The organism is Peribacillus sp. GL_122, from assembly GCF_057835005.1.
The window spans coordinates 1,785,121-1,808,685 of the sequence record NZ_CM174415.1; the positions used below are offsets into that span (position 1 = coordinate 1,785,121).

Annotated in this window: 22 protein-coding genes; 18 read left to right on the forward strand and 4 right to left on the reverse strand. The window is 38.9% G+C overall.

Annotated elements, in window-relative coordinates; translation table 11 throughout:
• Positions 1 to 98: 98 nt before the first annotated feature.
• Positions 99 to 752, reverse strand: coding sequence for a cupin domain-containing protein (locus AC3ISB_RS08700; RefSeq protein WP_144550287.1), 654 nt, complete (start codon positions 750 to 752; stop codon positions 99 to 101).
• Between the two features lie 343 nt (positions 753 to 1,095).
• Here AC3ISB_RS08700 and AC3ISB_RS08705 point away from each other — a divergent pair, with 343 nt between their 5' ends.
• The 4 genes from AC3ISB_RS08705 (at position 1,096) to AC3ISB_RS08720 (ending at position 5,093) form a co-directional block, all read left to right on the forward strand.
• Positions 1,096 to 2,988: an OPT family oligopeptide transporter gene (locus AC3ISB_RS08705; protein ID WP_098370957.1), complete on the forward strand. Its 1,893-nt coding sequence runs from the start codon at positions 1,096 to 1,098 to the stop codon at positions 2,986 to 2,988.
• A complete protein-coding gene (locus AC3ISB_RS08710) occupies positions 2,978 to 3,343 on the forward strand; it encodes a PqqD family protein (protein ID WP_141992136.1) in 366 nt (121 codons plus the stop codon). The genes AC3ISB_RS08705 and AC3ISB_RS08710 overlap by 11 nt, the downstream gene beginning before the upstream one ends.
• Positions 3,344 to 3,562: 219 nt before the next feature.
• Entirely contained in the window at positions 3,563 to 4,372 is an 810-nt protein-coding gene (locus AC3ISB_RS08715; RefSeq protein WP_489276039.1) for an SDR family NAD(P)-dependent oxidoreductase, read from the forward strand.
• Between the two features lie 112 nt (positions 4,373 to 4,484).
• Entirely contained in the window at positions 4,485 to 5,093 is a 609-nt protein-coding gene (locus AC3ISB_RS08720; RefSeq protein WP_480339089.1) for a methyltransferase domain-containing protein, read from the forward strand.
• 671 nt (positions 5,094 to 5,764) lie between these two features.
• On the opposite strand, the gene AC3ISB_RS08725 is transcribed toward AC3ISB_RS08720, so the two are convergent.
• Positions 5,765 to 6,481, reverse strand: a complete 717-nt coding sequence (locus AC3ISB_RS08725; RefSeq protein ID WP_098371373.1) for a GntR family transcriptional regulator — start codon at positions 6,479 to 6,481, stop codon at positions 5,765 to 5,767.
• Positions 6,482 to 6,770: 289 nt separating this feature from the next.
• Between AC3ISB_RS08725 and AC3ISB_RS08730 the strand changes: the two genes are divergently transcribed.
• From AC3ISB_RS08730 to chbG, 5 genes are read left to right on the forward strand one after another with little or no spacing between them, the layout of a single operon-like run.
• Complete coding sequence (locus tag AC3ISB_RS08730; protein WP_076366378.1) at positions 6,771 to 7,079, forward strand: PTS sugar transporter subunit IIB; 309 nt, start codon at positions 6,771 to 6,773, stop codon at positions 7,077 to 7,079.
• A 4-nt stretch (positions 7,080 to 7,083) separates the two neighbouring features.
• Positions 7,084 to 8,433: a PTS sugar transporter subunit IIC gene (locus AC3ISB_RS08735; protein WP_098370953.1), complete on the forward strand. Its 1,350-nt coding sequence runs from the start codon at positions 7,084 to 7,086 to the stop codon at positions 8,431 to 8,433.
• Between the two features lie 16 nt (positions 8,434 to 8,449).
• Positions 8,450 to 8,797 carry a PTS sugar transporter subunit IIA gene (locus AC3ISB_RS08740; RefSeq protein ID WP_098370952.1) on the forward strand — a complete coding sequence of 116 codons (348 nt, stop codon included), beginning with the start codon at positions 8,450 to 8,452 and terminating at the stop codon, positions 8,795 to 8,797.
• The gene (locus AC3ISB_RS08745; RefSeq protein ID WP_214790147.1) at positions 8,794 to 10,137 is read left to right on the forward strand and encodes a 6-phospho-beta-glucosidase; all 1,344 of its coding nucleotides are present in this window, start codon (positions 8,794 to 8,796) and stop codon (positions 10,135 to 10,137) included. The genes AC3ISB_RS08740 and AC3ISB_RS08745 overlap by 4 nt, the downstream gene beginning before the upstream one ends.
• Positions 10,134 to 10,865: a chitin disaccharide deacetylase gene (gene chbG / locus AC3ISB_RS08750; RefSeq protein WP_098370950.1), complete on the forward strand. Its 732-nt coding sequence runs from the start codon at positions 10,134 to 10,136 to the stop codon at positions 10,863 to 10,865. The genes AC3ISB_RS08745 and chbG overlap by 4 nt, the downstream gene beginning before the upstream one ends.
• A gap of 77 nt (positions 10,866 to 10,942) precedes the next feature.
• On the opposite strand, the gene AC3ISB_RS08755 is transcribed toward chbG, so the two are convergent.
• On the reverse strand, positions 10,943 to 12,124 hold the full coding sequence (locus tag AC3ISB_RS08755; RefSeq protein ID WP_489276042.1) for an NAD(P)/FAD-dependent oxidoreductase: 1,182 nt from the start codon (positions 12,122 to 12,124) through the stop codon (positions 10,943 to 10,945).
• A 39-nt stretch (positions 12,125 to 12,163) separates the two neighbouring features.
• Positions 12,164 to 12,601, reverse strand: coding sequence for a helical membrane plugin domain-containing protein (locus AC3ISB_RS08760; RefSeq protein WP_347941871.1), 438 nt, complete (start codon positions 12,599 to 12,601; stop codon positions 12,164 to 12,166).
• Positions 12,602 to 13,716: 1,115 nt separating this feature from the next.
• Here AC3ISB_RS08760 and AC3ISB_RS08765 point away from each other — a divergent pair.
• The 9 genes from AC3ISB_RS08765 to spoVK all read left to right on the forward strand — a co-directional run bounded on the left by AC3ISB_RS08765 (position 13,717) and on the right by spoVK (position 23,559).
• Positions 13,717 to 14,172, forward strand: coding sequence for an SMI1/KNR4 family protein (locus AC3ISB_RS08765; RefSeq protein WP_141994794.1), 456 nt, complete (start codon positions 13,717 to 13,719; stop codon positions 14,170 to 14,172).
• 103 nt (positions 14,173 to 14,275) lie between these two features.
• The gene (locus tag AC3ISB_RS08770) at positions 14,276 to 14,983 is read left to right on the forward strand and encodes a response regulator transcription factor (protein ID WP_489276045.1); all 708 of its coding nucleotides are present in this window, start codon (positions 14,276 to 14,278) and stop codon (positions 14,981 to 14,983) included.
• Positions 14,980 to 16,041 carry a sensor histidine kinase gene (locus AC3ISB_RS08775; RefSeq protein ID WP_489276047.1) on the forward strand — a complete coding sequence of 354 codons (1,062 nt, stop codon included), beginning with the start codon at positions 14,980 to 14,982 and terminating at the stop codon, positions 16,039 to 16,041. The genes AC3ISB_RS08770 and AC3ISB_RS08775 overlap by 4 nt, the downstream gene beginning before the upstream one ends.
• 97 nt (positions 16,042 to 16,138) lie before the next feature.
• Positions 16,139 to 16,915, forward strand: coding sequence for an ABC transporter ATP-binding protein (locus AC3ISB_RS08780; RefSeq protein WP_096341012.1), 777 nt, complete (start codon positions 16,139 to 16,141; stop codon positions 16,913 to 16,915).
• Entirely contained in the window at positions 16,893 to 18,833 is a 1,941-nt protein-coding gene (locus AC3ISB_RS08785; protein ID WP_489276049.1) for an FtsX-like permease family protein, read from the forward strand. The genes AC3ISB_RS08780 and AC3ISB_RS08785 overlap by 23 nt, the downstream gene beginning before the upstream one ends.
• A gap of 529 nt (positions 18,834 to 19,362) precedes the next feature.
• Positions 19,363 to 20,685 (forward strand): sensor histidine kinase, encoded by a 1,323-nt coding sequence (locus AC3ISB_RS08790; protein WP_489276051.1) that lies wholly within the window; start codon positions 19,363 to 19,365, stop codon positions 20,683 to 20,685.
• A gap of 371 nt (positions 20,686 to 21,056) precedes the next feature.
• Positions 21,057 to 21,977 carry a tRNA (adenosine(37)-N6)-dimethylallyltransferase MiaA gene (gene miaA, locus AC3ISB_RS08795; protein ID WP_489276884.1) on the forward strand — a complete coding sequence of 307 codons (921 nt, stop codon included), beginning with the start codon at positions 21,057 to 21,059 and terminating at the stop codon, positions 21,975 to 21,977.
• Positions 21,978 to 21,980: 3 nt separating this feature from the next.
• The gene (hfq, locus tag AC3ISB_RS08800) at positions 21,981 to 22,214 is read left to right on the forward strand and encodes an RNA chaperone Hfq (RefSeq protein WP_034313436.1); all 234 of its coding nucleotides are present in this window, start codon (positions 21,981 to 21,983) and stop codon (positions 22,212 to 22,214) included.
• A gap of 388 nt (positions 22,215 to 22,602) precedes the next feature.
• On the forward strand, positions 22,603 to 23,559 hold the full coding sequence (spoVK, locus tag AC3ISB_RS08805) for a stage V sporulation protein K (protein WP_063236403.1): 957 nt from the start codon (positions 22,603 to 22,605) through the stop codon (positions 23,557 to 23,559).
• Positions 23,560 to 23,565 lie beyond the last annotated feature (6 nt).

A 23,565-nucleotide genomic window follows, 5' to 3' on the forward strand; every position in this document is an offset into this window, starting at 1 on the left:
GGTTCTCCATTGCCTTTTTCGATTCTGATTTATTAGACGCCATCCATGAAAGGGATATAGGACTTGGACAGGGTTAATTAAGTTCACAACACTTATCTTCAATAATAATAATATGGGGGAGTGGGCTGGAATTGATAGTTGTATGCCGGGGCAGTATACATTTGGTTATCATAGTGATTATTATATTGCGGATATTGCTGCATGTCTTCTTCGGACGCTCGATGGCAGTTGGCTGGCGGACCGATGAATGTTGAGGGTTGAACTGGCGCAATTGCTTTTTTCCATTGGTTTTCATCCATGCAATACGTATGTGCCATAATATTTGCAGGTGTCAATTTTAAGATATCCGAACCCAGGATCACCTCAGGTGTTGGTGCATTAAAAATGGCCAGCAGGTGAGTATTATCCGTATTAGCCACTTCATAATGCCACCAACCTTGTGGAACATTGGCTACTTGGCCAGGTTTAATGGGGTAATTTTGTATTTGCTTAGTAAAAGGATTCAGTAATGAAACGGTTGCAGCTCCAGAAATGCAATACACTAGCTCTGCAGCATTTTGGTGATAATGCGGTTCTACGACATTGTTTGAACTAAGGTAAATATCTAATAGAGAAACATTTTCGAGTGTGTTCAATTGTTTGATACCTAATACATTTATATAGTTTTGATTGTCTTTTTTCATTAAATTGCTTTTATTAACATCAAAAAAGTATTGTGTGGATGGTGAAGTATAGTCCATATAGGAAACCATGAATTTATCATTCCTTTTTTTAATACTTGATTTTTCAGGATATGTTAAATCTCATTTTAATGTGCAATAACCCAGTGGGTTATTTGCTCATGGAGCTAATAAGGAGTGCTGATGGTCCCGACATCGAATGAATGAGATGCAGTGATTTCATGTAACGAATAGGCCGAAAACAGATGGTCATGAGATAAATGTTATTTTTATATATTATAAAATCGAAACTACTAATCTGATTATTGGATATAATCAAACTTTTGATAAGCAGAATTTTCCCATTGCGTGACTTTAAATTACAGTGATATAATGTTCTTTATGATTTTAAAGTTTAACATAGGAAGTGGCTAAATTGTCGAACAATTCAAAAGAGAGTAAATTCGTCCCGTACGTCTCTGCATCTAAATCTCTACCGGAATTGACTGCAACTGCAATCATTCTAGGGATCATTCTTGCAATCGTATTCGGGGCGGCAAATGCATACTTAGGCCTACTTATTGGTTTAACTGTCTCTGCTTCAATACCCGCAGCGGTAATTTCAATGGCTATCTTAAGAGGGGTTTTTCGCAGGGATTCAATATTAGAAAACAATATTGTGCAAACGATGACCACGGCAGGTGAGGCTATTGGTGCCGGTGCTGTATTTACCATACCAGCACTATTCATGTGGGACATGGACGTGAGTCAAGCATTCATCATTTTCGTTGTGTTAACTGGGGGATTTTTAGGGGTCTTCATGATGGTTCCCCTTCGACAGCTTTTGATTGTAAGGGAACATGAAACATTACCATATCCTGAAGGTACGGCATGTGCCGAGGTCCTGAAATCAGGAGAAAAGGGTGGTACAAGCGCGAAACTAATCGGAGCCGGTTTGGTTATCGGCGGTGTCGTTAAAGGGCTTGGTGATGGGTTTAAGCTTTTCAAGACAGAGGTTGAAACAGGAATCACGAATTTTAAAAATGCAGTGGTTGGTCTTGATGCCTTTCCTTCCCTTTTGGGTGTAGGTTATATTATTGGACCGCGTGTTGCAGGACAAATGCTAGGTGGGGGTTTATTAGCCTGGGTCGTTCTAATACCGGCCATCAGCTTTTTTGGCGGAAGCAATGGAACAGCCATTTTCCCTTCTGATGTACCGATCGGTGAATTGGATGCATGGGGAATTTGGGATAATTATATACGCTATATTGGTGCTGGTGCCGTTGCAACTGGCGGATTAATCACATTGATCAAAACATTACCAATACTTTTCAGTTCAGTTTTTGATACTCTTAAAGGCGTAAAAGCCAATAAAGGACAACTAAAATCAGGTTCAATCCGTACAGAACAAGACATGCCGGCTAAATACGTTTGGCTGGGAACGATCATCGTAATTTTAATCATTGCTTTCACACCTATAACAGATGTAGGAATCATCGGTGCGATTGCAATTGCGATTTTTGGATTTTTATTCGTAACAGTGGCTTCAAGGGTTGTTGGAATCGTCGGAAGTTCTTCTTCCCCTGTTTCTGGAATGACGATAGCTACACTATTGATTGTGGCCATTGTCTATAAAGCTACTGGTTTTACTGGTACGACTGGAATGGTAGCCGCATTAACCGTCGCGGCGATCATTTGTACAGCACTTGCGGTTTCAGGTGATGTTTCACAAGATCTAAAAACAGGATATATCGTCGGCGGAACACCATGGAAACAACAAGTTGCCATGATGATCGGTGTTGTTGCGTCCGCTTCGGTCATTGGTTTTATCCTGGTTCTGATGGATAATGCATATACGATGGGATCTGCAGAACTACCTGCACCTAAAGCGGCACTAATGAAAATACTTGCTGAAGGTGTTCTTGGGGGGGATTTACCTTGGACCCTCATCTTTATCGGTGCTGCTATTTCCATCACATTAGAGTTTTTCGGTCTGAATTCACTTGTTGTTGCAGTCGGCATTTACTTGCCGGTCCATACTAGTGCCCCAATCATGATCGGTGGATTTATTCGATTCTTCGTTGAGTTCTTCTCGAAAACAAAAGAAGCGCTTAAAGCACGGGTTGATAGAGGGGTATTATTTGCCTCAGGTTTAATTGCAGGTGAATCATTGATTGGTGTACTTATTGCCATATTGATCGCAGCAGGTGTCCAAGTTCCGGCTGCGGCTAAATTAGCCAGCAATTTGCTGCCATTCTTACTATTCCTTGCTCTAGCTGGATTGCTATGGTTCGTATCCAGCAAAGGGAAAAAAGAAGATGCTTCATAAACGCCAATCAAAAAAGAGGAACCTGTTAACTATGGTTCCCCTTTTGGAAAGACGCGTCACTATGGTACATGAATCTTCGGAAGCAACTTTTTTGGTCATTCAAAGGACCAATTTTGTGGAACGAATTACAATTCGTTTCTTTAAACAACCATCAGTCCGTAAAATCAAGCTTGATAAGTTTGGGGCATATGCCATTAAACAGATGCAGTTCCAAAGGAATGTAAATCAGATTTCTGAAGCGATGAGTGAACATTTTGGTGAGGAAGCAGAACCAGCCTTACCGCGGTTGATGAAGTTTCTGGAAATTCTTGAGGTTCATGATTGGATCATATGGAATGATGAAGAAGAAAAATGAAAAAAAGCTGAAGCTCTTTTTGAAGCTTCAGCTTTTTTCTGTTTTGGATTTGGTAAACAAAATTTTCATTAGGTTTATGACATTCTAATGATCTCCATTTTAAGAAATTGGACTATAGGTATAATTATTTGTAATAACTTTATAGATATTGTATTCTTGTACTGGTAGTCATGATGAATAAAGCAGTGATATTCAATTTTGAAGAGCAGGTGGGTTTTTATGGGAAGAGTACAAGGTAAAGTAGCATTAGTGACAGGTGGAGCTTCGGGTATAGGGTTATCCATATCCACACTGATGGCTAAAGAAGGCGCAAAAGTCGTGATTGCTGATTTTAACGAAGCAGGAGCAAAAGAAGCGGCCGAAAACATTAAAAAACAAGGTGGGGAAGCGGCTGGAGTATTCTTGGATGCTGGACAAGCAGATTCTATCCAGGCAGCAGTCGACTTTACAATTGAACAATATGGTACGGTTACGGTACTTGTTAATAATGTGGGTTTAACTAACCTGCATAAAGATCTGGATGTCGTGAATTTAGATTTGGAAGAATGGGACCGACTTATGGATGTGAATTTAAAAAGTGTCTTATTGGGAAGCAGGTTTGCAATTCCTCACATGATTAAAGTGGGAGGGGGATCGATAATCAATACTGCCTCGATGGCTGGGTTTACAGGTGACTCCATACGATCTGCATATGGTGCGTCCAAAGCGGGGGTAGTGAATTTGACCCGTTATATCGCTGCACAGTATGGTAAAGATCATATTCGTTGTAATGGAGTGGCACCAGGCCTTATTTTAACTCCTGCAGCGAAAAATAATATGCCTCCGGCCGTACTCGATATTTTTGCCAAATTTAATGCATTGCCATATCATGGTGAAGCGGATGATATCGGACATACCGTTCTATTCCTTGCATCTGATGAGTCCAAATTCATTACAGGTCAGACGATCCAAGTAGAAGGCGGTCATTATATGGCCAACCCAAGCATCTCTGATTTTAATGATTATGTAACTAGATCAAAATTCAATTAATTGTCTGGACATTCATATAAAAAGACTTTACCCTGGATAAGATCAACCTTATTCGGGGTTTTTGATTAGGAATCCCTTTATTGAAAAAACCATGAAGCAGGTGCAGATAACAATGGAAGTAATGAATTATGATGAAATGCTGAACATCAAGACGGAAGGTGAACAAAAAAAATTCAATGATTCTTTGCATTATCACCGCTATGAACCTACGCCATACAGTGCATTAGAACATTTATTCGAAAAATATGCACTGAAAAGAAATGATCGCATTGTGGATTTTGGATGCGGTAAAGGGCGCTTGAATTTTTTTATCCATCACTTATATCAATCATCTGTGGTTGGCGTGGAGATGAATGAAAATTTCTATAAAGAAGCGATCGAGAATCTGAATGGCTACATGAAGAAAAGGAAAAACAACAATGGAAATATAGAATTCCACTGTTGTTTGGCAGAAGAATATGATATTGATACGAAAGACAATCGTTTTTATTTCTTTAATCCGTTCTCGGTACAGATTTTCATGAAAATCATCAATAACATTTTGCTTTCCTTTGAAAAAGAACCGCGCCAAATAGAACTTATATTATTTTATCCTTCACAGGATTATATTTTTTTCCTCGAAAATCAAACCGCCTTCGAGCTGAAAAACGAAGTGATGTTACCTGGCTTGACTGAATCTAATCCTTTTGAGAAATTCGTCATGTATGAATTGTTGAATTGAATGGAGACACGTTTTTTTTGGTGATAATCAAGTAAATATTAAAAGCACCCAAGCAATCATTGGTGCTTGGGTGCAATGAGTGAAGCCATTAAAGATGCTTAATTTACAGCATATTGTAAAATCTTTTGAGACTGTGATTCATATTGTTTTTCTATATAAATTTGATGCCAAATCATAAAAGTTAAAATGGTCCAGAGCTTCCGGCTGTTGTCCGTATATCCCTAGTCTATTAGATTAGTTTATTATGCAATATTTATCAATTTTACCCATTTAATCAATGTATTTGTAATTATGTAAATATATATATATCCAGGTGCGCAACGAAAAAAGGCAATCGTTATGATTTCCTCTCATAATGTAGTCGAATTCGAAAAGCCAGTTTGCCTACAGTGTTTTTTTAATAAGTTCCAGTTGGTTTCAGAAATTCGCTCCCTTTCCGCCGATTGTCTGCAAAGCCTCATCAAAGCAAGCATCCAGCGGAGACTTGTCGGCAGGAGTATCGCAAATTACTTCAATCTTGTGAGGGTTTCATCAGTAAAAAATGTCTCCTTTTAAAAATCATGATTCGGTGTGAGCATTCCGTATTAGAATCAATATGCCGTATAAAAAGTATACAAAAAAATGGGATGCCTTAATTAATAAGGCATCCTTCTTCTTTTATATATTTATAATCAATAGTTCCGCTCGATGACAAAGTGTGCACGATCGCCTCTAAAGAGAGTTTTAGAGAATTCAATGACCGATCCGTCATTCTCATATGTGTAAGTTTCTAAGGAAAAACAAGGTGAACCGTTCGGTACATCCAATTTGTCAGAAATGGAATCGTCGGCAAGTGAAAACTCCAAGTGTTCGACTGTTTTTTTTACTTTTAAATTAAATTGTGTCTCAAGTACTTTAAAGAGTGATTTTTCGCAGGCTTCGATATTTAGCCCGGGTGTTTTATACCAAGGGAGAAAGGCAATTTCATATTGAAGGGGGATGTCGTTTACGTAACGTATCCGTTCCAGTTTATTTACGGGGTCTCCAATATTTTGTTTGAAAAGCTTGGCAAGGGTAGCATTTGCTTCAATCACCTTTAAGCTAATGACCTTTGTAGAAGGGTTTTTTCCTTGCATCGTGACTTGCTCAGAGAACTTTTCAACCGTGCTTGTAAGAAATTGCTTCACTTTATTCTCCGAAACGAAAGTCCCTTTGCCTTGAACACGGTAGATGTAGCCTTCGACGTTCAATTGCTGTAAGGCCGTACGAACTGTTGTCCTGCTTACTCCGTATATTTTACAAAATTCGGCCTCAGTCGGTAATTTTGTATTTGGTTGATATTCGCCATTTTTTATGAGATCGATAATCGATTCCTTAACTATGGAATGCAATGCCGCTTCTTTATTCATGGTCTCCACAGTGATTCCTCCTATGTTCATTCCCAATCTATACATATAGATTATCTCGGATAAGTTCAATAATCAACTTTAAATCGAAAATTTGTAGTAACAAATTAAAAATTGTGTTGATATTTTTCCAATTTGTAACTACAATGTATGTATGAGGGTAATAATACCCATTTCATATAGCCTTTCAAGGGAAGTGATAAAACAAAGTAACATGGATTATTACAAAAATGCGGTTTAGTCTTACTTAAAAATACTGAATAATCAATCATTAAAAAGGGGGGTAATTTCAATGAATATCTTATTATGTTGTTCTGCGGGGATGTCTACTAGTTTATTAGTTACCAAGATGGAGGAAAGCGCTAAAAAACAAGGGATAGAATGTCGTATATGGGCTGTGGGTTCTACAGAAGTGAACAATGAAATAGATAAGGCCGATGTGATTTTATTAGGTCCGCAGGTTAGATATCTTCTTTCCAAGTTACAGGAAGCGGGGAAAGAAAAGGGTATTCCAGTCGCAACCATCAATCCAATGTTCTATGGACTATGTAATGGTGAAGAAGTATTAAAACAAGCCACTACTTTAATAAAAGGAGAATAAGGATATGATGACTTTTATTGATAAGTATATTATGCCTGGGGCGGTAAAGGTAGGAAATAACCGGCATTTGCTTGCGATTCGTGACACATTGATTGGAATGATAGCGATTACAATGATTGGGTCATTCGCCGTCCTGTTTAATAATCTCGGGCAAGTCATCAAGCCTTACGGAAGAATGATGGAGGCCATCTTCGGTCCTGCATGGAATACGCTGGGCGGTGATATTTGGTTTGGAACCTTTGCATTCATGACGGTATTCGCGGTATTCGGCATCTCTTATAAATTGGCACGATCATACGGTGACGATGGTTTTGAAGCGATGCTGGTTTCCGCAGCCTGTTTCTTCTTATTATTGCCTCAAATCGGAAATGTCACTTTAACCATCGATGATAAGGATGTAACAGGCGGGGCATGGGGTTTTGTAAGCGTTAACTATTTTAATGCAACAGCCCTATTTACAGGTATTGTCGTTGCCTTAATTGCCACTGAAATCTTTGTGAGACTTTCACGAGTGAAATATTTAGTCATCAAGCTGCCTGATGGAGTACCCCCAGCGGTAGCACGTTCATTTGCAAAGTTAGTGCCGGGTATGGCGACGATCTTTATCGCTGGTGTATTCGGACTGCTATTCCGTAAAATTACGGATGGGCAGATACTGAATGACTGGCTTAGTAAAGTGATTGTATCTCCATTACAAAGTGCAGTAGATTCACTGCCATTCGCTATTTTACTAGTATTTCTTGTTCATTTATTATGGATGATCGGTTTGCATGGACCCAATATCCTTGGCGGGATCACGACACCGCTTTTTGAAAGTTCGGGAGTGAAAAATATCGATTTATATGCAAAAGGCGTCAAAGACATGGATCAATACGGGGTATTGGCGGGTTCTTTCCTGGATGCATTTGTTTATTTAGGCGGATCTGGTGCAACATTGGGCCTTATCATTGCAATGATCATTGCCGGTCGGAAACGGTATAAACAGATGATTGCACTCGGAGGGGCACCAGGAGTGTTCCAGATTAACGAACCCATTCTTTTCGGATTGCCTATCGTTCTGAATCCAATGTGGTTCATCCCATTTGTTCTCGGCCCGGTAATTACAACTGTGATTTCTTATATCGCAGTAAGCAGCGGAATGGTTTTCCCAATTGTCGCCAAGATTCCATGGGTTACCCCTCCGATCGTGGGTGGATTCCTGGCAACAGGCGGGCATATGTCCGGAGCGGTCTTGGCTGCAATCAACTTAGTCATTTCAACAGTCATTTATTTACCATTCGTTTATGCTCAAGTGAAGATAGACACCAAAAATAAAACAGAGCTTACAAAAGATTCAGAAACGCTAAGCGTTTAAGAAAGAAGTGATGAAAATGGAAAAAGAAGAATTATACCAACTATCCTTTCAATTGATTTTATATAGCGGGAATGCGAGAAGCTTTGCAATGGAAGCGATGCAGGAAGCAAAGAAAAGGAATTTTGATTCTGCTCGCGTGAAAATAGCCGAAGCTGAAACAGAATTACTGCAGGCCCATAAATACCAAACCCAATTAATCCATGCTGAGGCGGGCGGGGACCAATTTGATCTTCCCATTATCCTGGTGCATGCACAAGATCATTTAATGACAGCGATGACTATAAAGGATCTTGCAATTGAAATGATTGATCTACGCGAAGAATTCTTACATGCAGATGCTGTGAAGGAGAGGACTGCTGAATGAGCAAGGGGTTGAAGATTGTCACGATTGGCGGAGGTTCGAGCTATACGCCTGAATTGATCGAAGGTTTCATCAAATATCATGAAAAACTTCCTGTGAGTGAAATTTGGCTCGTGGACATCGAAGCGGGAAAGGAAAAGCTAGAAATTGTCGGGAATTTGGCAAAAAGGATGATTGAAAAGGCTGGTGTGAATATTGAAGTCCATCTCACGCTAGACAGAAAGAAAGCGCTTAAAGGCGCTGATTATGTAACAACCCAGCTGCGGGTTGGCCAGCTCGCAGCAAGGGCGCTTGATGAAAAGATTCCATTGAAACACGGAGTGATCGGACAGGAGACGAATGGACCAGGCGGGCTTTTCAAGGCTTTTAGAACGATTCCCGTCATTCTGGATATTGCTCATGAAATGGAGGAATTATGTCCGGAAGCATGGCTGATTAACTTCACGAATCCTGCAGGAATGGTAACGGAAGCAGTTCTGCGTCACAGTAATATTTCCAAAATCATCGGCCTTTGCAATGTGCCGATTGGTATGGAACGAGGTGTTGCGGATTTAATGGATGTAGAGCCATCAAGAGTCCGGATCGACTTTGCTGGCTTGAACCATATGGTTTACGGCTTGGATGTATTCGTTGATGGCGAGAGTGTCAAAGATCAAATCATCCATTTGATTACAGATCCATCTAATGCTGTCACGATGAAGAATATCCATGCAATGGGCTGGGAACCGGAATTCCTAAGAGCGTTAAACCTATTTCCGTGTCCATACCACAACTACTATTATAAAACGGGAGATGTGCTAGCCCAAGAATTGAAGGATGCAGAAAAAGGGGAAACACGTGCAGAGGTCGTTCAAAGACTTGAAACAGGTTTATTCGAGCTATACAAAGACAAGGATCTGGCAATCAAGCCGCCGCAGCTTGAAGAGCGCGGAGGTGCGTACTACAGTGATGCTGCTGTGCGGTTGATTTGCTCGATGCATACTGATAAGCGAGATATTCAAGCGGTAAATACCGTAAATCATGGTGCGATTGAAGGCATTCCCTATGGCTCGGCGATTGAAACCAGTTGCGTGATAACTAAGGATGGTCCTAAGCCAATCAATGTAGGTGAGCTTCCTGTCGCAGTCCGCGGTTTAATTCAGCAAATCAAATCCTTTGAAAGGGTAGCCATCGAAGCTGCAATTACAGGGGATTATGATACTGCGTTGCTTGCGATGACGATCAATCCACTCGTTCCAAGTGATCGGGTTGCAAAACTTATCTTAGACGAAATGCTTGAGGCGCATAAAGATTATTTGCCGCAGTTTTTTGAAAAAAAGGAGTTGCAGGATAATTTATCATGATTGAAGTCCTTGTAAATGCAGATGATTTCGGGTTAACTAAAGCGGTGAATTATGGGATTTTGGATAGCCACAAATATGGAATTGTCAATTCGGCAACGATCATGATGAATGCGAAAGCAACGGAGCATGCGATTGAAATCGCAAAGAAGACACCTTCTCTGAAGGTAGGTATACACTTAGTGCTGACATGGGGTAAACCTTTATTGAGTGATGTTCCAAGTTTAGTTGACGAATCAGGTTTCTTTAAAAAGCAAGGGTTGATATATGGGGATCCTGCCGGTATTTCCTTGAGGGAATTGGAGAGGGAGTGGTCAGCACAAATCGAAAGATTCTTGGAATTTGGTCTATTTCCAACTCATTTCGACAGCCATCATCATGTACACGGTATCACAGCATTTCTACCTGTAATAAAAAAGCTGTCTGATAAATACGGATTGCCAGTGCGTAATGCCGGAAGGCACCTGGCTGGGATTCAAACCGTTACAGATATATTCCTGGACGATTTTTATGGAGATATGGTGGTTGAAGATTATTTTCAAAACTTGAAGGGGAGGGTAACGGATGGGGCGAGCGTGGAGATAATGACCCATCCTGCTTATATGGATGAAGAATTGATGGAAGTCTCCTCTTATAATGATAAACGCCTGAAAGAAACCCGGATTTTGACGAATGCAAAATTACCTGAGGGATTTTCCCTTAGATTCAGCATCAACCAAGTTAAGATTTGATTTCTTAAATACAAAAGAGGACCATTCATCAAATGATGAATGGTCCTTTTAAATTCAATGAGTGCTATATCTAAAAATTAATAAGCCAAGCTGAATAGGGCTTTGATGTGTGATAGATAGCGAACATTACTTGCTTCTTTCATCAATGTAGCCGGAAGGCCTTTAAGGGAAGTGTTATTGGCCCCAACGGTTGCCACCGCATCCTTACGGCCAAGGCTCGCAAGTGTACCTGAGTTTACAGGTGAAAATTCTTCAAGTTTCTTGCCTTCAAAGGCTGCATATAGGTTGTATCCAACAAGCTCACCCATTTGCCAAGCATTTTGTGCAGTAGGAGCGTATGGACGGCCGCCTTCTGGAGGGAACGCAACGGCACTGTCCCCGACAACGAATACGTCATTATGGGATTTGGATTGCAAATACTCATTAACGGTCGCTTTGCCGCGATCCACTTCAAGGCCTGATTCGCCTACGATAGGAAGAGCCGCAACTCCGCCTGTCCAAACAAGCGTATTGGCCGTTATCGTTTGTCCATCTTTCAATTCGATTTGATTTCCTTTAACACCCGTTACAGGCAGACCTGTCAAGAATTCAACGCCGCGTGCTTCCAAGCTTGTCATCGCACGTTCGATCAAGTGGTCAGGCAGGACCGGAAGGATTTTTGGACCAGCTTCTACAAGCTTGATTTTCAAGTCCTTGAAGTCCACTCCGAATTTTTTGGCGATTTTAGGGAAATGATCCACGATTTCACCGATTAACTCGACGCCCGTCAATCCGCCGCCGCCGATCACGATGGTTGCGTCCGCTTCATTATTCGTTTGTGCATATTCGCGGATGCGATCTTCGATATGTTTGTAAATCTTGTTTGCATCGTTTACGGATTTCAAGACCATGCTGTTTTCCTCAAGTCCCGGAATGCCGAAGAATCCTGTTTGGCTTCCTAAAGCAACAACCAGGGCATCATAAGATAAAGTGGAACCATTGGCAAGTTTCACTTCTTTGTTATCGACTGAGAAAGAATCCACTTTGGAAATGATAAGGTCGATATCTTTTCCTTTGAAAAGTTTTTCCAACGGAATGGAAACGGCTTGTTCAGAAATGGATCCGCCTGCAAGACGGTGCAATTCAGTGATGATTTGGTGTGTTGGAAATTGGTTCACCACTGTAACCTGTACTTCATCTTTATTGTAATATTCACGTACGGATAAGGCAGATAGCAATCCAGCGTAACCTGCACCTAAGATGACGATTTGTTTTGACATAGTTAATCCCCCGTCCTTACTGATTGAAAGTTTATCAAATTATTTTTGGTTTTTACGTTCTGAAGAGACTTCAAGAAAAGCTTGGGCGAAACGGAAAAGTTTTTGTGCTTGAGGGTCTTTCATCATTCTTAACAGACCAAAAAGACCGATCACGTCATGATTCACTTCAGCACGATCCTTAGCTTCGATGGCAGTAGCCGCAAGCCCTTTCACTGAATCGACTACAGGTGTCGCGATCTCCGAAATGGCGCTGACCGTATCGTTTTTCAAAACATCATCAGTCGCAACCGATTGAGCGAAATCATAAGACTTTGTTAAAATATTCACTAACTCGGTCAGTTTTGGTAACTGCTCAACCAAAGTGTTCAATGATTCCTGTACCTCGGGCTTTAAAAGCTGATCAAGGATATCCAATTGTTCTTGGTTTGCAGAAATATTAAGTGTTTCATGTTCAGGTTTTGAGATTACATCTACCATATCTAATTCCCCTTTAAACTTATATTTTGATTTATGTGTTTTCCGCCGATACTACTAATCATACGACTCTAACCTCTTAATTTCAAATATTTCTTTTGTGATACGAATATAATTTTTATAGTTATTATTAACAGTTATTAGGTGGTTTTTGTGATTTCTCTTAATATTCCAAAAAAATATTATGATTATTCTGGTTATAATACCTTAAATAAAGAGACATTCTATAAGATTACGATTGGGATTCACCGCATTTCCTATAATAATAGGGGGCAGGATCTTTCGGTTGTCGCCGGCTATCGGCAGAATATGTAGACATCTTTTGTTTTGAATATATGTTTGGTTTGCTATAATGTCCATAATCTTTGAATATGCCATGCCTGAATGAGACCCAGGAATATTTTATCTGATTTAGGGTAAAGAATATTATCGGAATTGGAGATGATGCCCTTGGTAGAACGCAGGATATTAAAGATTCGTGGTGAGAATATCGAAATATCCTCCAGGTATAATGAAAAATATAGTAAATGGAATTGTACAGCCAAAATTCCCAATAGTTCAATCATTGCTTATTGTCGTGATAAGAATAGGCTTCGTGCTGAGACAGTTTCTATGAGCAGGTTATTAATTACTTATGATGACTATAAAGTTGTCTGAGTTGTAATGGGATAATTCATAAATAGGTAAAAGGCGCATAACCTAGAAGATAATGGTTGGGCGCCTTTTTAATTGTATAAAGAAGGAGGAATAATGCTAAGTTTCATCATCGTCCCCCTATATATCTTCGAAAATGGAGATATATCTTCGAAAACTCCTGATTTATCTACGAATTATATGATTTATCGATTTTTCGACAAAAACTCTTTATATAAAAGCTATTTTCTTATTGAAATGCAACGAAATTGTCAAAAAAAATATCAGAAAATACTGATAAGGATAGTAAAATTATGTTAATATATTTAAAAAAAGTATTATTTTCTAAGTAATGATAATTTATTTTTCAACGATCTCCATAAATGGAGTGTAGGTCCTGACCTTTTTATAAACAGCAATTAGCAGGCTTACAGAATAAGATTATCAATTGATTTTGCTACAATAAACTGAAATGGAGTGATAGAATGGTTAATATTAACGGATATGGAAAAGCGACACAAGAAGCAGTGAATAATTTTCAGGAATTTGTGGGTTTTGAGATCCCTGCAGATTATAAACAATTTCTCCTTACGCATAATGGCGGCACAACTGCGGTTCGAAACAGTAAGTTTTATGTAGATGGATTAGACACGCTCGTTTGCTTAAATTTACTTTATGGATTAGAGCTTCAAGATAAAAAACTGGATTTACAGAAATGGCATGAAGAAAATAGGGAAGACTTACATAAGAATTGCATTATAATAGGTAATGATACATGTGCAGGTAAAATCTTACTGATAGATAATGAAGAGGAAAAGGGAGTTTATTTCTGGGATCAGGGTTGGTATTCGGATCCATCAAGTCAGGATGAAAATATTTATAAAGTTGCATCGAGTTTTAAATCCTTCATTGAGGGATTGAAAATCCCGGAAGAAATCTAATTTTATTTGAATCCCCTTGATTGGCTCATACCATTCAAGGTTTTTTATTGTCATTTCAAAAGCTGAATTGATATGAAGGATTGATGTGAATGAGGAGAAAACGATGTATAAAATATTATTGGTTGAAGACGATTTCAAAATAGCGGGAATCTTGGTCAATTATTTAAAAAGGTACGGGTATGAGGTATTTGAAGTGAAGCAACTAGACCAAGTCTTTGCGGAGTTCCAAGAGGTAAAGCCAGATTTGGTTTTATTGGATATTAATCTGCCCTATTATGATGGTTTTCATTGGTGCCGGCTAATAAGGACGGTTTCAAAGGTTCCCATCATATTCATCTCTGCAAGGACAGATGAAATGAACCAAGTCATGGCCATTGAATATGGGGGAGATGATTATTTAACAAAACCGTTTCATTTGGAAGTGGTACTAGCGAAAATAAAGAGTGTCCTACGCAGGGTTTATGGTGAATATGCGGAAATATCTTCATTCCACCAACAAATAAAGGAAATGGACGGATTAACGCTTTATACGGAAAAAGCGATGATCGAATATCAGGACAATCGGGTAACGTTAACTCAAAATGAGTTGAAATTATTGAGTTGTTTACTACGACAGTATGACACCATTGTCTCGCGTGAAGATTTACTTGAAGCATTATGGAATGATGATTCATTTGTTGATGACAACACATTGACCGTCAATGTCACAAGGGTACGGAGAAAACTTGAGGATATTGGCGTCAACCAAGCCATAACAACTAGCAGGGGAAAAGGATATCGACTAAAAATAGCGCAAGGTGAAGAAAAGTGAAGCTGAAATCCTTTATAAAAGACCGTCTTTATTTTATTTTTTATACCGTTCTATTGGTAAGCCTGCTTATTATTGCTTATGCATTAGCCGTTCTGGAAGCGGGGAATCACATATCGATTTCAAATATCATCTATTTAATTATTCTCGCGTTGTTTATGATGTTTCTATTTTTAGCGGCCGATTACATAAGGCATTACCGTTTTCTTAATCAATTAGCAAGGATGAAGCAAGAAACAAGCTTGTCGTTTGAATCTGTCGAAGCCTTTAGGGAACCCCTGTCAAATGAACAAAAGTTGTGGATGGAACTTTTTCAACAAATGAACCGGATAACAATTGGACAATTACAAGAACAAATCAAACAGAAGGAGCAATATGAGCTGTTGATTCATCAATGGGTTCATCAAATGAAGACACCTGTTTCAGTCATTTCCTTACTGGTTCAAGAAGGCAAAAGGACATTTACGAATGAGTCGATGAAGGATTATCTTAAAGAGGTAGAAGAAGAGAATGATCGATTTCGCAGAGGACTGGAAATTATATTGCATGGAGCAAGGCTGCAGCGTTTTTCGGAGGATGTAAAATCGGAAAGGGTTGACTTAATTAATCTAGTCAAGCAAGTGATTAACGAGGAAAAGAAACAGTTCATCAAACGGTTCATATATCCCAGGCTTGACACGGAACTTGAGAATTTATATGTGCATTCGGATCGTAAGTGGCTCCACTTCGCCATTAGTCAGGTTGTCTTTAATGCACTGAAGTATTCAAGGCAGGAAGAGCATGACAGCATAACGTTCAGCATTGTTGAAAAAGAGTCGGAGATTTTCCTTAGGGTAACTGATCAGGGAATTGGAATTGTCCCACATGATGTAAAACGGGTGTTTGATCCATTTTTTACTGGAGAGAACGGGCGAGTCCAACAAGAGTCAACCGGGATGGGATTATATCTAGTGAAGGAAATCGTTAACAGGCTTGGGCATGGTGTTACCATTCAATCGACTGTATCAGTAGGGACTACTGTGGAATTTCTCTTTAAGACAAATACCTTACATGAAAGGTGACAGAATTGTAAGGGTGTTAAACGATTATGTAATAAACTTCGATGGGAGCCTCCCGCTTTATTCATTATACTTACGGTAAGAAAGGGAGGTTTTCAGGATGTCGATTTTAAAAGCGGAGCAATTATCCAAAACTTATTTTCAAAAACAGGGGAATTTATTTCATAAAGCGTTACATAATTTCACCATGAATGTACAGAAAGGGGAATTTGTCGGGGTGATGGGTCCATCAGGCAGCGGGAAAACCACTCTGCTTAACTTAATGGCCACGATTGATAAGCCCACCACAGGTAAAGTCATTCTAAATGATCAAAATCCTAATGAATTAAACAATCAAGACCTGGCTTTGTTTCGCAGGAGGGAAATTGGATTTGTTTTTCAAGACTTCAACCTTCTTGATACACTTACCGTTCGCGAAAATATCCTCCTTCCTTTAGCGTTAGATCATTATAAATTGCAGGAAATGGAAAATAGGGTGAATCAGTTGGCGAGCCTTCTTGGTATAGAAGGGATTTTAGAAAAGCGGACTTATGAAATTTCCGGAGGTCAGCAGCAACGAACGGCATGTGCACGAGCGATGATTCATGAGCCTTCCATTATTTTAGCGGATGAACCTACTGGTAATTTGGATTCCAAATCCGCCAAGCAGGTAATGGATACCCTCACGACACTTCAGGAGAAAAAGGGAGCAACCATCCTCATGGTCACTCATGACCCGACTGCCGCCAGCTTCTGTGACCGGATTCTATTCATAAAGGATGGTAAGTTCTTTTCGGAGGTGCACAGCGGAGGGGAAAGACAGAGTTTCCATCAAAGGATTTTAGATACGTTAAGCGTTTTGGGAGGAGTCTATCATGAACATCCGACTTCTCGCTAAGAGAAATATCCAGGGAAATGCACAACGATATCTAGCTTATTTTTTCAGTATTGTCCTTTCCGTCTCAATCTTTTTTATTTACGCATCATTTATCTTTCATCCTGATGTGGTCCATGCGAATATTCCTGGGGGACAGCTAATTAGTAGGGGACTCATTGCAGCAGAAATAGTGATCATCATATTTTCGGTTTTCTTTATCGCTTATTCGAATGCCGCATTTATACAGCCGCGAAAAAAAGAGTTTGGGCTGCTGACACTGCTTGGAATGTCCAAATCCCAACTAAGAAAACTGATTTACCTGGAGCAAACGATGGTTTCCCTCATATCAATCCTGATTGGGGTAGGCTTGGGGTTTTTATTCTCAAAGTTATTCTTAATGGCAGTTTCTTGGTTATTGGCTGTAGAGCAACCAATATCGTTTGTTTTTGTCCCTGAGGCCTTTGTTTATACGATTGTTGGTTTCGTTTTGTTATTTCAGCTATTATCGCTCCTTTCATTGTTCCACATTGGAAATGCGGAGGTGGTCGATTTACTAAAAGATAAACAAAAACCAAAAAAGACGCCCTTCGTTTCAAAGTGGTTAATTGCATTATCGGCCGTTAGCTTAGGCGTTTCTTATTATTTGGCAGGCACTATGTCGTTGAACAATTCTTATATTCGAGTAATGCCCATTTTACTCTTCGTACTGATCGGCACCTATTTTTTATTCAGCCAAAGTATTGTCGCTCTTTGCAGCAGGCTTTACCGGAAGAAGAAAAGCTTATATGGTGGAACGAATTTAATCACTCAAACAAACCTGATATTTAATATTAAAGACTATTCCAGATTATTCTTTTTGACCTCGATCATTACAGCCGTCATTTTGACAGCTGCAGGCACACTTTTCATGTTCAGTGCAGACTTAAAAAAGCAAGGGGTGAATAACATTCCTCAATCAATTGGCTGGGTGGAAAATGATGCTTCTATAAATTCCATTATTGAACCATCCGCAGTAGAGAAAGCATTAAAGGAAGATGGATTCAAGATCCTTTACAAAGTAAATATGACAGGAGTACCCATTACCTACATGTTACCCCATATGAGAACGGGAGAATCTAATGAAAATAGGTCATTATTAATCTCGGAAAGTGATTATAACAATGTGGCTGCATTGCGAAAAATTGATCCGGCAAAGTTATCTGGAAAGGAAGCGTTATACGTTTTTCCTTATGGAGGACTGGATTATCAATTCGTCCAAAAGGGAGAACAAAAGGAACTTCACTATGGTAAACAAACCATACAGGTAACAATGATTGGTCAGCGCAATCAATCCATAGTCGCCCCCATAAAGTCAGCAACGACCCTGATGGTGGTCGATGATCGGCTGTTTCATGAAATAACTGCTGATGTGCCTTTAAAAGAAAAGGTAAGAGTACGCGGGTATGAAATTAAAGATTGGGAAGAATCAATGGAAACATCCAGTAAAATCGAAAAAATGTCTAATAATCCAGACCATAATCAATTTCAAACAAGAGCTCCGATTTATCAAGAAATGAAACAGGGAAGCATTTTGATACTTTTTATCGGCTTGTTTGTCAGTTTATTATTCTTTATCGTCCAAGGAAGCATGATGTATCTGCGAGTTTTTACGAATTTAGAAGATAAAAAAATCCAAATTCATGCCGTTCATCGATTGGGACTGACAAAAAAAGAAATACGGCAAATTTTAAGTGCGGAAATACGCATCCTCTTTTTCGCTCCTTTTCTGATAGGGATGATTCATGCCATAATCGCCTACGTGGCATTAAGCAATTTATTGGGATCCAACTTGTTCGTCTATTCTGCTATGGTCATCGGAACGTATTTTCTTTTTCAACTGCTATATTATCAAGTAACAAAAAAGATGTATGAGCGGGCAGTCATCAATTCGATTAAATAAAAGCTATCATACGTAAATGGAATCAGGGGGTCAGGTCCTGATTCCATTTTTGTTTTCCTTATTGATAAATTAGTTAATATGTACTATTGGAAGGGGAGTGATTCACTATTACCACGCAAATTAATATAAAAAGTGTGAATTATGGTGTAATTTTACAGATAAAACCTCTAGATTCTTGTAATATTTTCATATAAAGGGTAAAATTATTTATTTGAAAGAGAAAGTACCAAACCAAACATCGTCAATCCCCCCTTTTTCTTACATAAAATTATATTAATATAATTAATTATTGAAAATTAAATGATTTATTAGAAAAAATTATTAGTTTGTTCAGTGCAGATAAAATATGAAAAAGTTATATGATCGAAAGTTAGTGGGTAATCTGTTAATTACTTGATTTATTATAGTATTATATGCCTGGAATTATAGAGATTATTAGATTTTTCTCTATTTCTTTGTCCCTTTATATAGTAAACTCAGAATAGGTTCGTTAACTTTTAGCTGCTAGAGATGAGGTAAGTTTAATCCTATGAAAAATAAAAAGTTAAGGGCACTTCTTTATTTGACCATTCTTTTATTGATTGTTTTCATTCTTCTAAATATGTTTTCAACATATTTAAGCATTAAAAATTCTGTGCAAAAATCCGTTGCTAATCAAAACTTGGTAGCTGCTAGATCTATTGCCGACTCGATGGATATAGAGGCCTATCAGCGATTTCTTAATAACCAAGTAAAGAGCCGTGATTATAGGGATATAAAAGCTTACTTAGAGGATGCCCGTGAAAAAATAGGAGCATTATATGTTTATACGATCATGATTGATAATCCGGAAGTCTCTAAGGCTATGATTACTGGGTTTTCTAAAGATCATAAAGGGGATTTTCCTATCGGTGGTGCATGTACTGTTCCGCCGGAGCAGGTCAAACAGGGGTATGAAGGAAAAAGCTTCATTACCGGGATTCTAGAAGATCCGGAGTATGGTGAGTATTTGACTGTGGGAGTGCCGATGAAAAATCAAAATGGCGACATAATTGGTTTTTTGGGCATTGATGTGAGCGCAGAAGATATTAATGCCATTAACGGCAAGGTATTGAAAAGCAGCATTGCCATTCTAGTTTATAATGGTGGATTTGTTATCGTGCTGCTGGTTACCTTTTTTGTCATTCAAAAATGGTATCAAAAGGAACTGACACGTGAAGTGGGGGATACGGAAGATACGTATCAATCGGAATTTCAATCTCTCATTGCTTCAGTCCGCTCATTAAGGCATGATTTTTCCAATCATATTCAGGTAATACATGGACTGCTTAAATTAGAGGAAAACGCAAAAGCACTCGAATACTTAACCGGTCTTTCAAAAGAAGTGCATACAATTGAATCGATGAAATTGGATGTGATCCACCCGGGCTTATCTGTTCTGTTAGAGACAAAAAGGCTCTCGGCCCAGAATTATAACATCGATATTGAGGTTGATGTTTCACCCGAATCCTTCAATCGAATTAAAACAATCGATTTGATTAAATTATTATCAAATGTTATCGACAATGCTATTGAGGCAACAATTGAATTGCCAGAGCAAGAACGACGAATGAATATTGCCTGCAAAGCTAATGATGAAAAGTATACCTTTATGGTAACGAACACTGGACCAATGATTTCGGAATTAGATCTCGAGAATATATTCGCCAGCGGGTTTTCAACCAAAAAGGCACAAAAGGGCAAAGTTCGCGGACAAGGATTGTTCATCGTTAAAGACTTAGTGAACAGATATGATGGAGAGATTCATGTACAATCCACTGAAAAAGAAACGACCGTTTCGATGATCATACCCGTTAATGGAAAAATTGGCTAAATTGATCTAAAGGAAAGACAAAAAATATAAAGGTATGGTTCCTCAAATGCAGAAGGAATCATACTTTTTTTCGATTCTATTAACTGGATTATATTCCCTTATACCAGGGGAAGGAGCAATGGAGCTGTGAGCTTCAAATGTATTTTTGGCAATTTTACACTCTGACAATCTAAGCGATATAAAGATGACGATTATTACGGGGAAAAGTTGAATAAAAGTACCTGAATTGGACATACTGGGTAGATGTTTAGCTGCTTTCATCGAGATTATGATAAGATAGGGAAAAAATCATTTAAGGCAGTGAGATTGTGAAACAACAAAAAGGAAAACTTCTCGTTATCATTGGACCGACTGCTGTTGGGAAGACAAAGATGAGCATTGAGATGGCAAAGTTATTTAATGGTGAAATTATTAGCGGAGACTCCATGCAGGTTTATAAAGGGATGGATATTGGGACTGCAAAAATCAAGAAGGAAGAAACAGAGGGAATTCCTCATTATTTACTTGATATTAAAGACCCTGATGAACCTTTTAGTGCGGCAGAGTTCCAGGAGCGGGCTAATGCTTGTATCGAGGAGATCCACAGCAGAGGAAAACTTCCCATTATCGTCGGAGGAACAGGATTATACATACAATCGGTCATTTATGATTATCAATTTTCGGAGGCACCATCCGACCCTGTTTATAGGGAGGGACTCGAAAAACAGGTTAGGGATTTGGGGATTGATCCCATTTTTGAACAATTACGCAGCGTTGACCCGGAAAGCGCGAATCGAATTCATCCTAATAATGTAAGAAGGGTGATCAGGGCACTAGAGATTTTTCATTGTACTGGTAAAACAATGAGTGAGCAGCTGAATGAACAGCCTACAGAATTGAAATATGATACGTGCATCATTGGATTGACAATGGAACGTGAAAAGTTATATCAACGCATCGATCAACGTGTTGATGGCATGGTGGAAGAAGGGCTGATTCAAGAGGTAGAGTCATTTTATGAAAAAGGTTTGAGGGATTGCCAATCAATCCAGGCTATAGGCTATAAAGAAATCTATGATTTTTTTGATAGTAGGGCTTCATTGGATGAAGCAGTTGAGACATTAAAGCAAAACTCCCGACGATATGCAAAAAGGCAATTGACCTGGTTTCGGAATAAAATGGATGTAATTTGGTTTGATATGACCGATCTCGAGGGTTTTCCAAAAAAAATACATGAAATATCTGGATTTATAGCAGGAAAGCTTTTCAGTGAAGGCGAATACATAAATTTAGAGAGAAAAGAGGAGGACTAATACATGAAACAATCAGTAAATATTCAAGATCAGTTTCTTAATCAATTACGTAAAGATGGTACGTATGTGACGGTATTTTTATTAAACGGTTTCCAGATTAGAGGACAAGTGAAAGGGTTCGATAATTTTACCGTTTTATTTGAATCAGAGGGTAAACAACAATTAGTCTATAAACATGCGATCTCTACATTTGCTCCACAACGTAATGTTCAGATTGATTACGAAGTGAAGGAATAATCATATATATGAATGTGAAAAACAGGTTTAGCTTATAGCGACCTGTTTTTTTTGCATGCACTTCTCTGTTCTTTTTCAAAGAATCGATAATTTTACGTACCTGATTTGAATATATATTAAGGAACGGATTATTTTCCGGGAAACCGCAGGAAATGACATTATCCCTAATAAATTGGTGAACGGGAATGGAGTTTGTCGAAACAAATCCTCCAATGAAAAAATCCTGTCAAAATAAGTCGCTTACCAGGCAGGGATGGGGCTTAATCTCGAAAAGAAATAAACGAATTTTCCGATGGGTTAGTTTTGGCTATGCAGCATATGCCTATGACCATCATAAATCGAAAATTGTGGTGTTTGAGTTAGGGTCCAAGATGGAGAGGTGAATGCATTGGAACAACCGATCCGTATGAAAAATAACGGGCAAATCAATATTGTGTTTAATGCGGAAAACAGAAAAGCGCTACAAAAGGATCTGCCGATAAAAGAAATTTTGGTGCAGGAAATCCCCCACCAGCATGTGGCATTGAAAGAGATTGAAGATGAACTGAAATCGCTGGTCGGAATGGAAGAAATGAAACGGATGATAAAAGAGATATATGCCTGGATTTACATCAATAAACAACGTGAGGCAAAGGGGCTGAAAACTGGCAGGCAAGCACTGCATATGATGTTTAAAGGAAATCCCGGAACAGGGAAAACAACGGTTGCACGTTTAATCGGTAAGTTGTTTCAAAAAATGAATGTACTTTCGAAAGGGCATTTAATTGAGGCGGAGAGGGCAGATTTGGTCGGGGAATACATTGGTCATACTGCCCAAAAAACAAGGGATTTAATTAAAAAGGCCATTGGCGGGATTCTATTTATTGATGAAGCCTATTCCTTGGGAAGAGGCGGCGAAAAAGATTTTGGAAAAGAAGCCATAGATACCCTTGTCAAGCATATGGAGGATCGGCAGCACGAATTCATTTTGATCCTTGCTGGATATTCGAGGGAAATGGATTATTTCCTCAGCCTTAATCCTGGCCTTCATTCCAGGTTCCCGCTTGTTATTGATTTTCCGGATTATACGATTGAACAGTTAATGGAAATAGCCGATCTGATGCTGCAGGAAAAGGAGTATCTAATGAATCGGGATGCCGAAAGGAAATTAAAAGAACATTTAATCATATTGCGTTCATTTCGGGGACCTATTTCATTTTCCAACGGACGTTATATCCGCAATGTACTTGAAAAGTCTATTAGGGCGCAGGCAATGCGGCTTTTACTGGAAGATTCATTTGAAAAATCCGATTTACTGACGCTTACCAGCCAAGATTTGATTTTCGAGGATGATGAGAAAGAATGACATGGA

What these genes read in the sequence shown, in the direction of transcription:
- AC3ISB_RS08745 (WP_214790147.1), top strand. Translation starts at nt 8,794, where the DNA reads ATGAGCAAGGGGTTGAAGATTGTCACGATTGGCGGAGGTTCGAGCTAT.
- AC3ISB_RS08735 (WP_098370953.1), top strand. Translation starts at nt 7,084, where the DNA reads ATGATGACTTTTATTGATAAGTATATTATGCCTGGGGCGGTAAAGGTA.
- AC3ISB_RS08760 (WP_347941871.1), bottom strand. Translation starts at nt 12,601, where the DNA reads ATGGTAGATGTAATCTCAAAACCTGAACATGAAACACTTAATATTTCT.
- AC3ISB_RS08785 (WP_489276049.1), top strand. Translation starts at nt 16,893, where the DNA reads ATGAACATCCGACTTCTCGCTAAGAGAAATATCCAGGGAAATGCACAA.
- AC3ISB_RS08720 (WP_480339089.1), top strand. Translation starts at nt 4,485, where the DNA reads ATGGAAGTAATGAATTATGATGAAATGCTGAACATCAAGACGGAAGGT.
- AC3ISB_RS08765 (WP_141994794.1), top strand. Translation starts at nt 13,717, where the DNA reads ATGGTTAATATTAACGGATATGGAAAAGCGACACAAGAAGCAGTGAAT.
- AC3ISB_RS08770 (WP_489276045.1), top strand. Translation starts at nt 14,276, where the DNA reads ATGTATAAAATATTATTGGTTGAAGACGATTTCAAAATAGCGGGAATC.
- AC3ISB_RS08730 (WP_076366378.1), top strand. Translation starts at nt 6,771, where the DNA reads ATGAATATCTTATTATGTTGTTCTGCGGGGATGTCTACTAGTTTATTA.
- chbG (WP_098370950.1), top strand. Translation starts at nt 10,134, where the DNA reads ATGATTGAAGTCCTTGTAAATGCAGATGATTTCGGGTTAACTAAAGCG.
- AC3ISB_RS08715 (WP_489276039.1), top strand. Translation starts at nt 3,563, where the DNA reads ATGGGAAGAGTACAAGGTAAAGTAGCATTAGTGACAGGTGGAGCTTCG.
- AC3ISB_RS08780 (WP_096341012.1), top strand. Translation starts at nt 16,139, where the DNA reads ATGTCGATTTTAAAAGCGGAGCAATTATCCAAAACTTATTTTCAAAAA.
- miaA (WP_489276884.1), top strand. Translation starts at nt 21,057, where the DNA reads ATGAGCATTGAGATGGCAAAGTTATTTAATGGTGAAATTATTAGCGGA.
- hfq (WP_034313436.1), top strand. Translation starts at nt 21,981, where the DNA reads ATGAAACAATCAGTAAATATTCAAGATCAGTTTCTTAATCAATTACGT.
- AC3ISB_RS08725 (WP_098371373.1), bottom strand. Translation starts at nt 6,481, where the DNA reads ATGAATAAAGAAGCGGCATTGCATTCCATAGTTAAGGAATCGATTATC.
- AC3ISB_RS08700 (WP_144550287.1), bottom strand. Translation starts at nt 752, where the DNA reads ATGGTTTCCTATATGGACTATACTTCACCATCCACACAATACTTTTTT.
- AC3ISB_RS08790 (WP_489276051.1), top strand. Translation starts at nt 19,363, where the DNA reads ATGAAAAATAAAAAGTTAAGGGCACTTCTTTATTTGACCATTCTTTTA.
- AC3ISB_RS08755 (WP_489276042.1), bottom strand. Translation starts at nt 12,124, where the DNA reads ATGTCAAAACAAATCGTCATCTTAGGTGCAGGTTACGCTGGATTGCTA.
- AC3ISB_RS08710 (WP_141992136.1), top strand. Translation starts at nt 2,978, where the DNA reads ATGCTTCATAAACGCCAATCAAAAAAGAGGAACCTGTTAACTATGGTT.
- AC3ISB_RS08740 (WP_098370952.1), top strand. Translation starts at nt 8,450, where the DNA reads ATGGAAAAAGAAGAATTATACCAACTATCCTTTCAATTGATTTTATAT.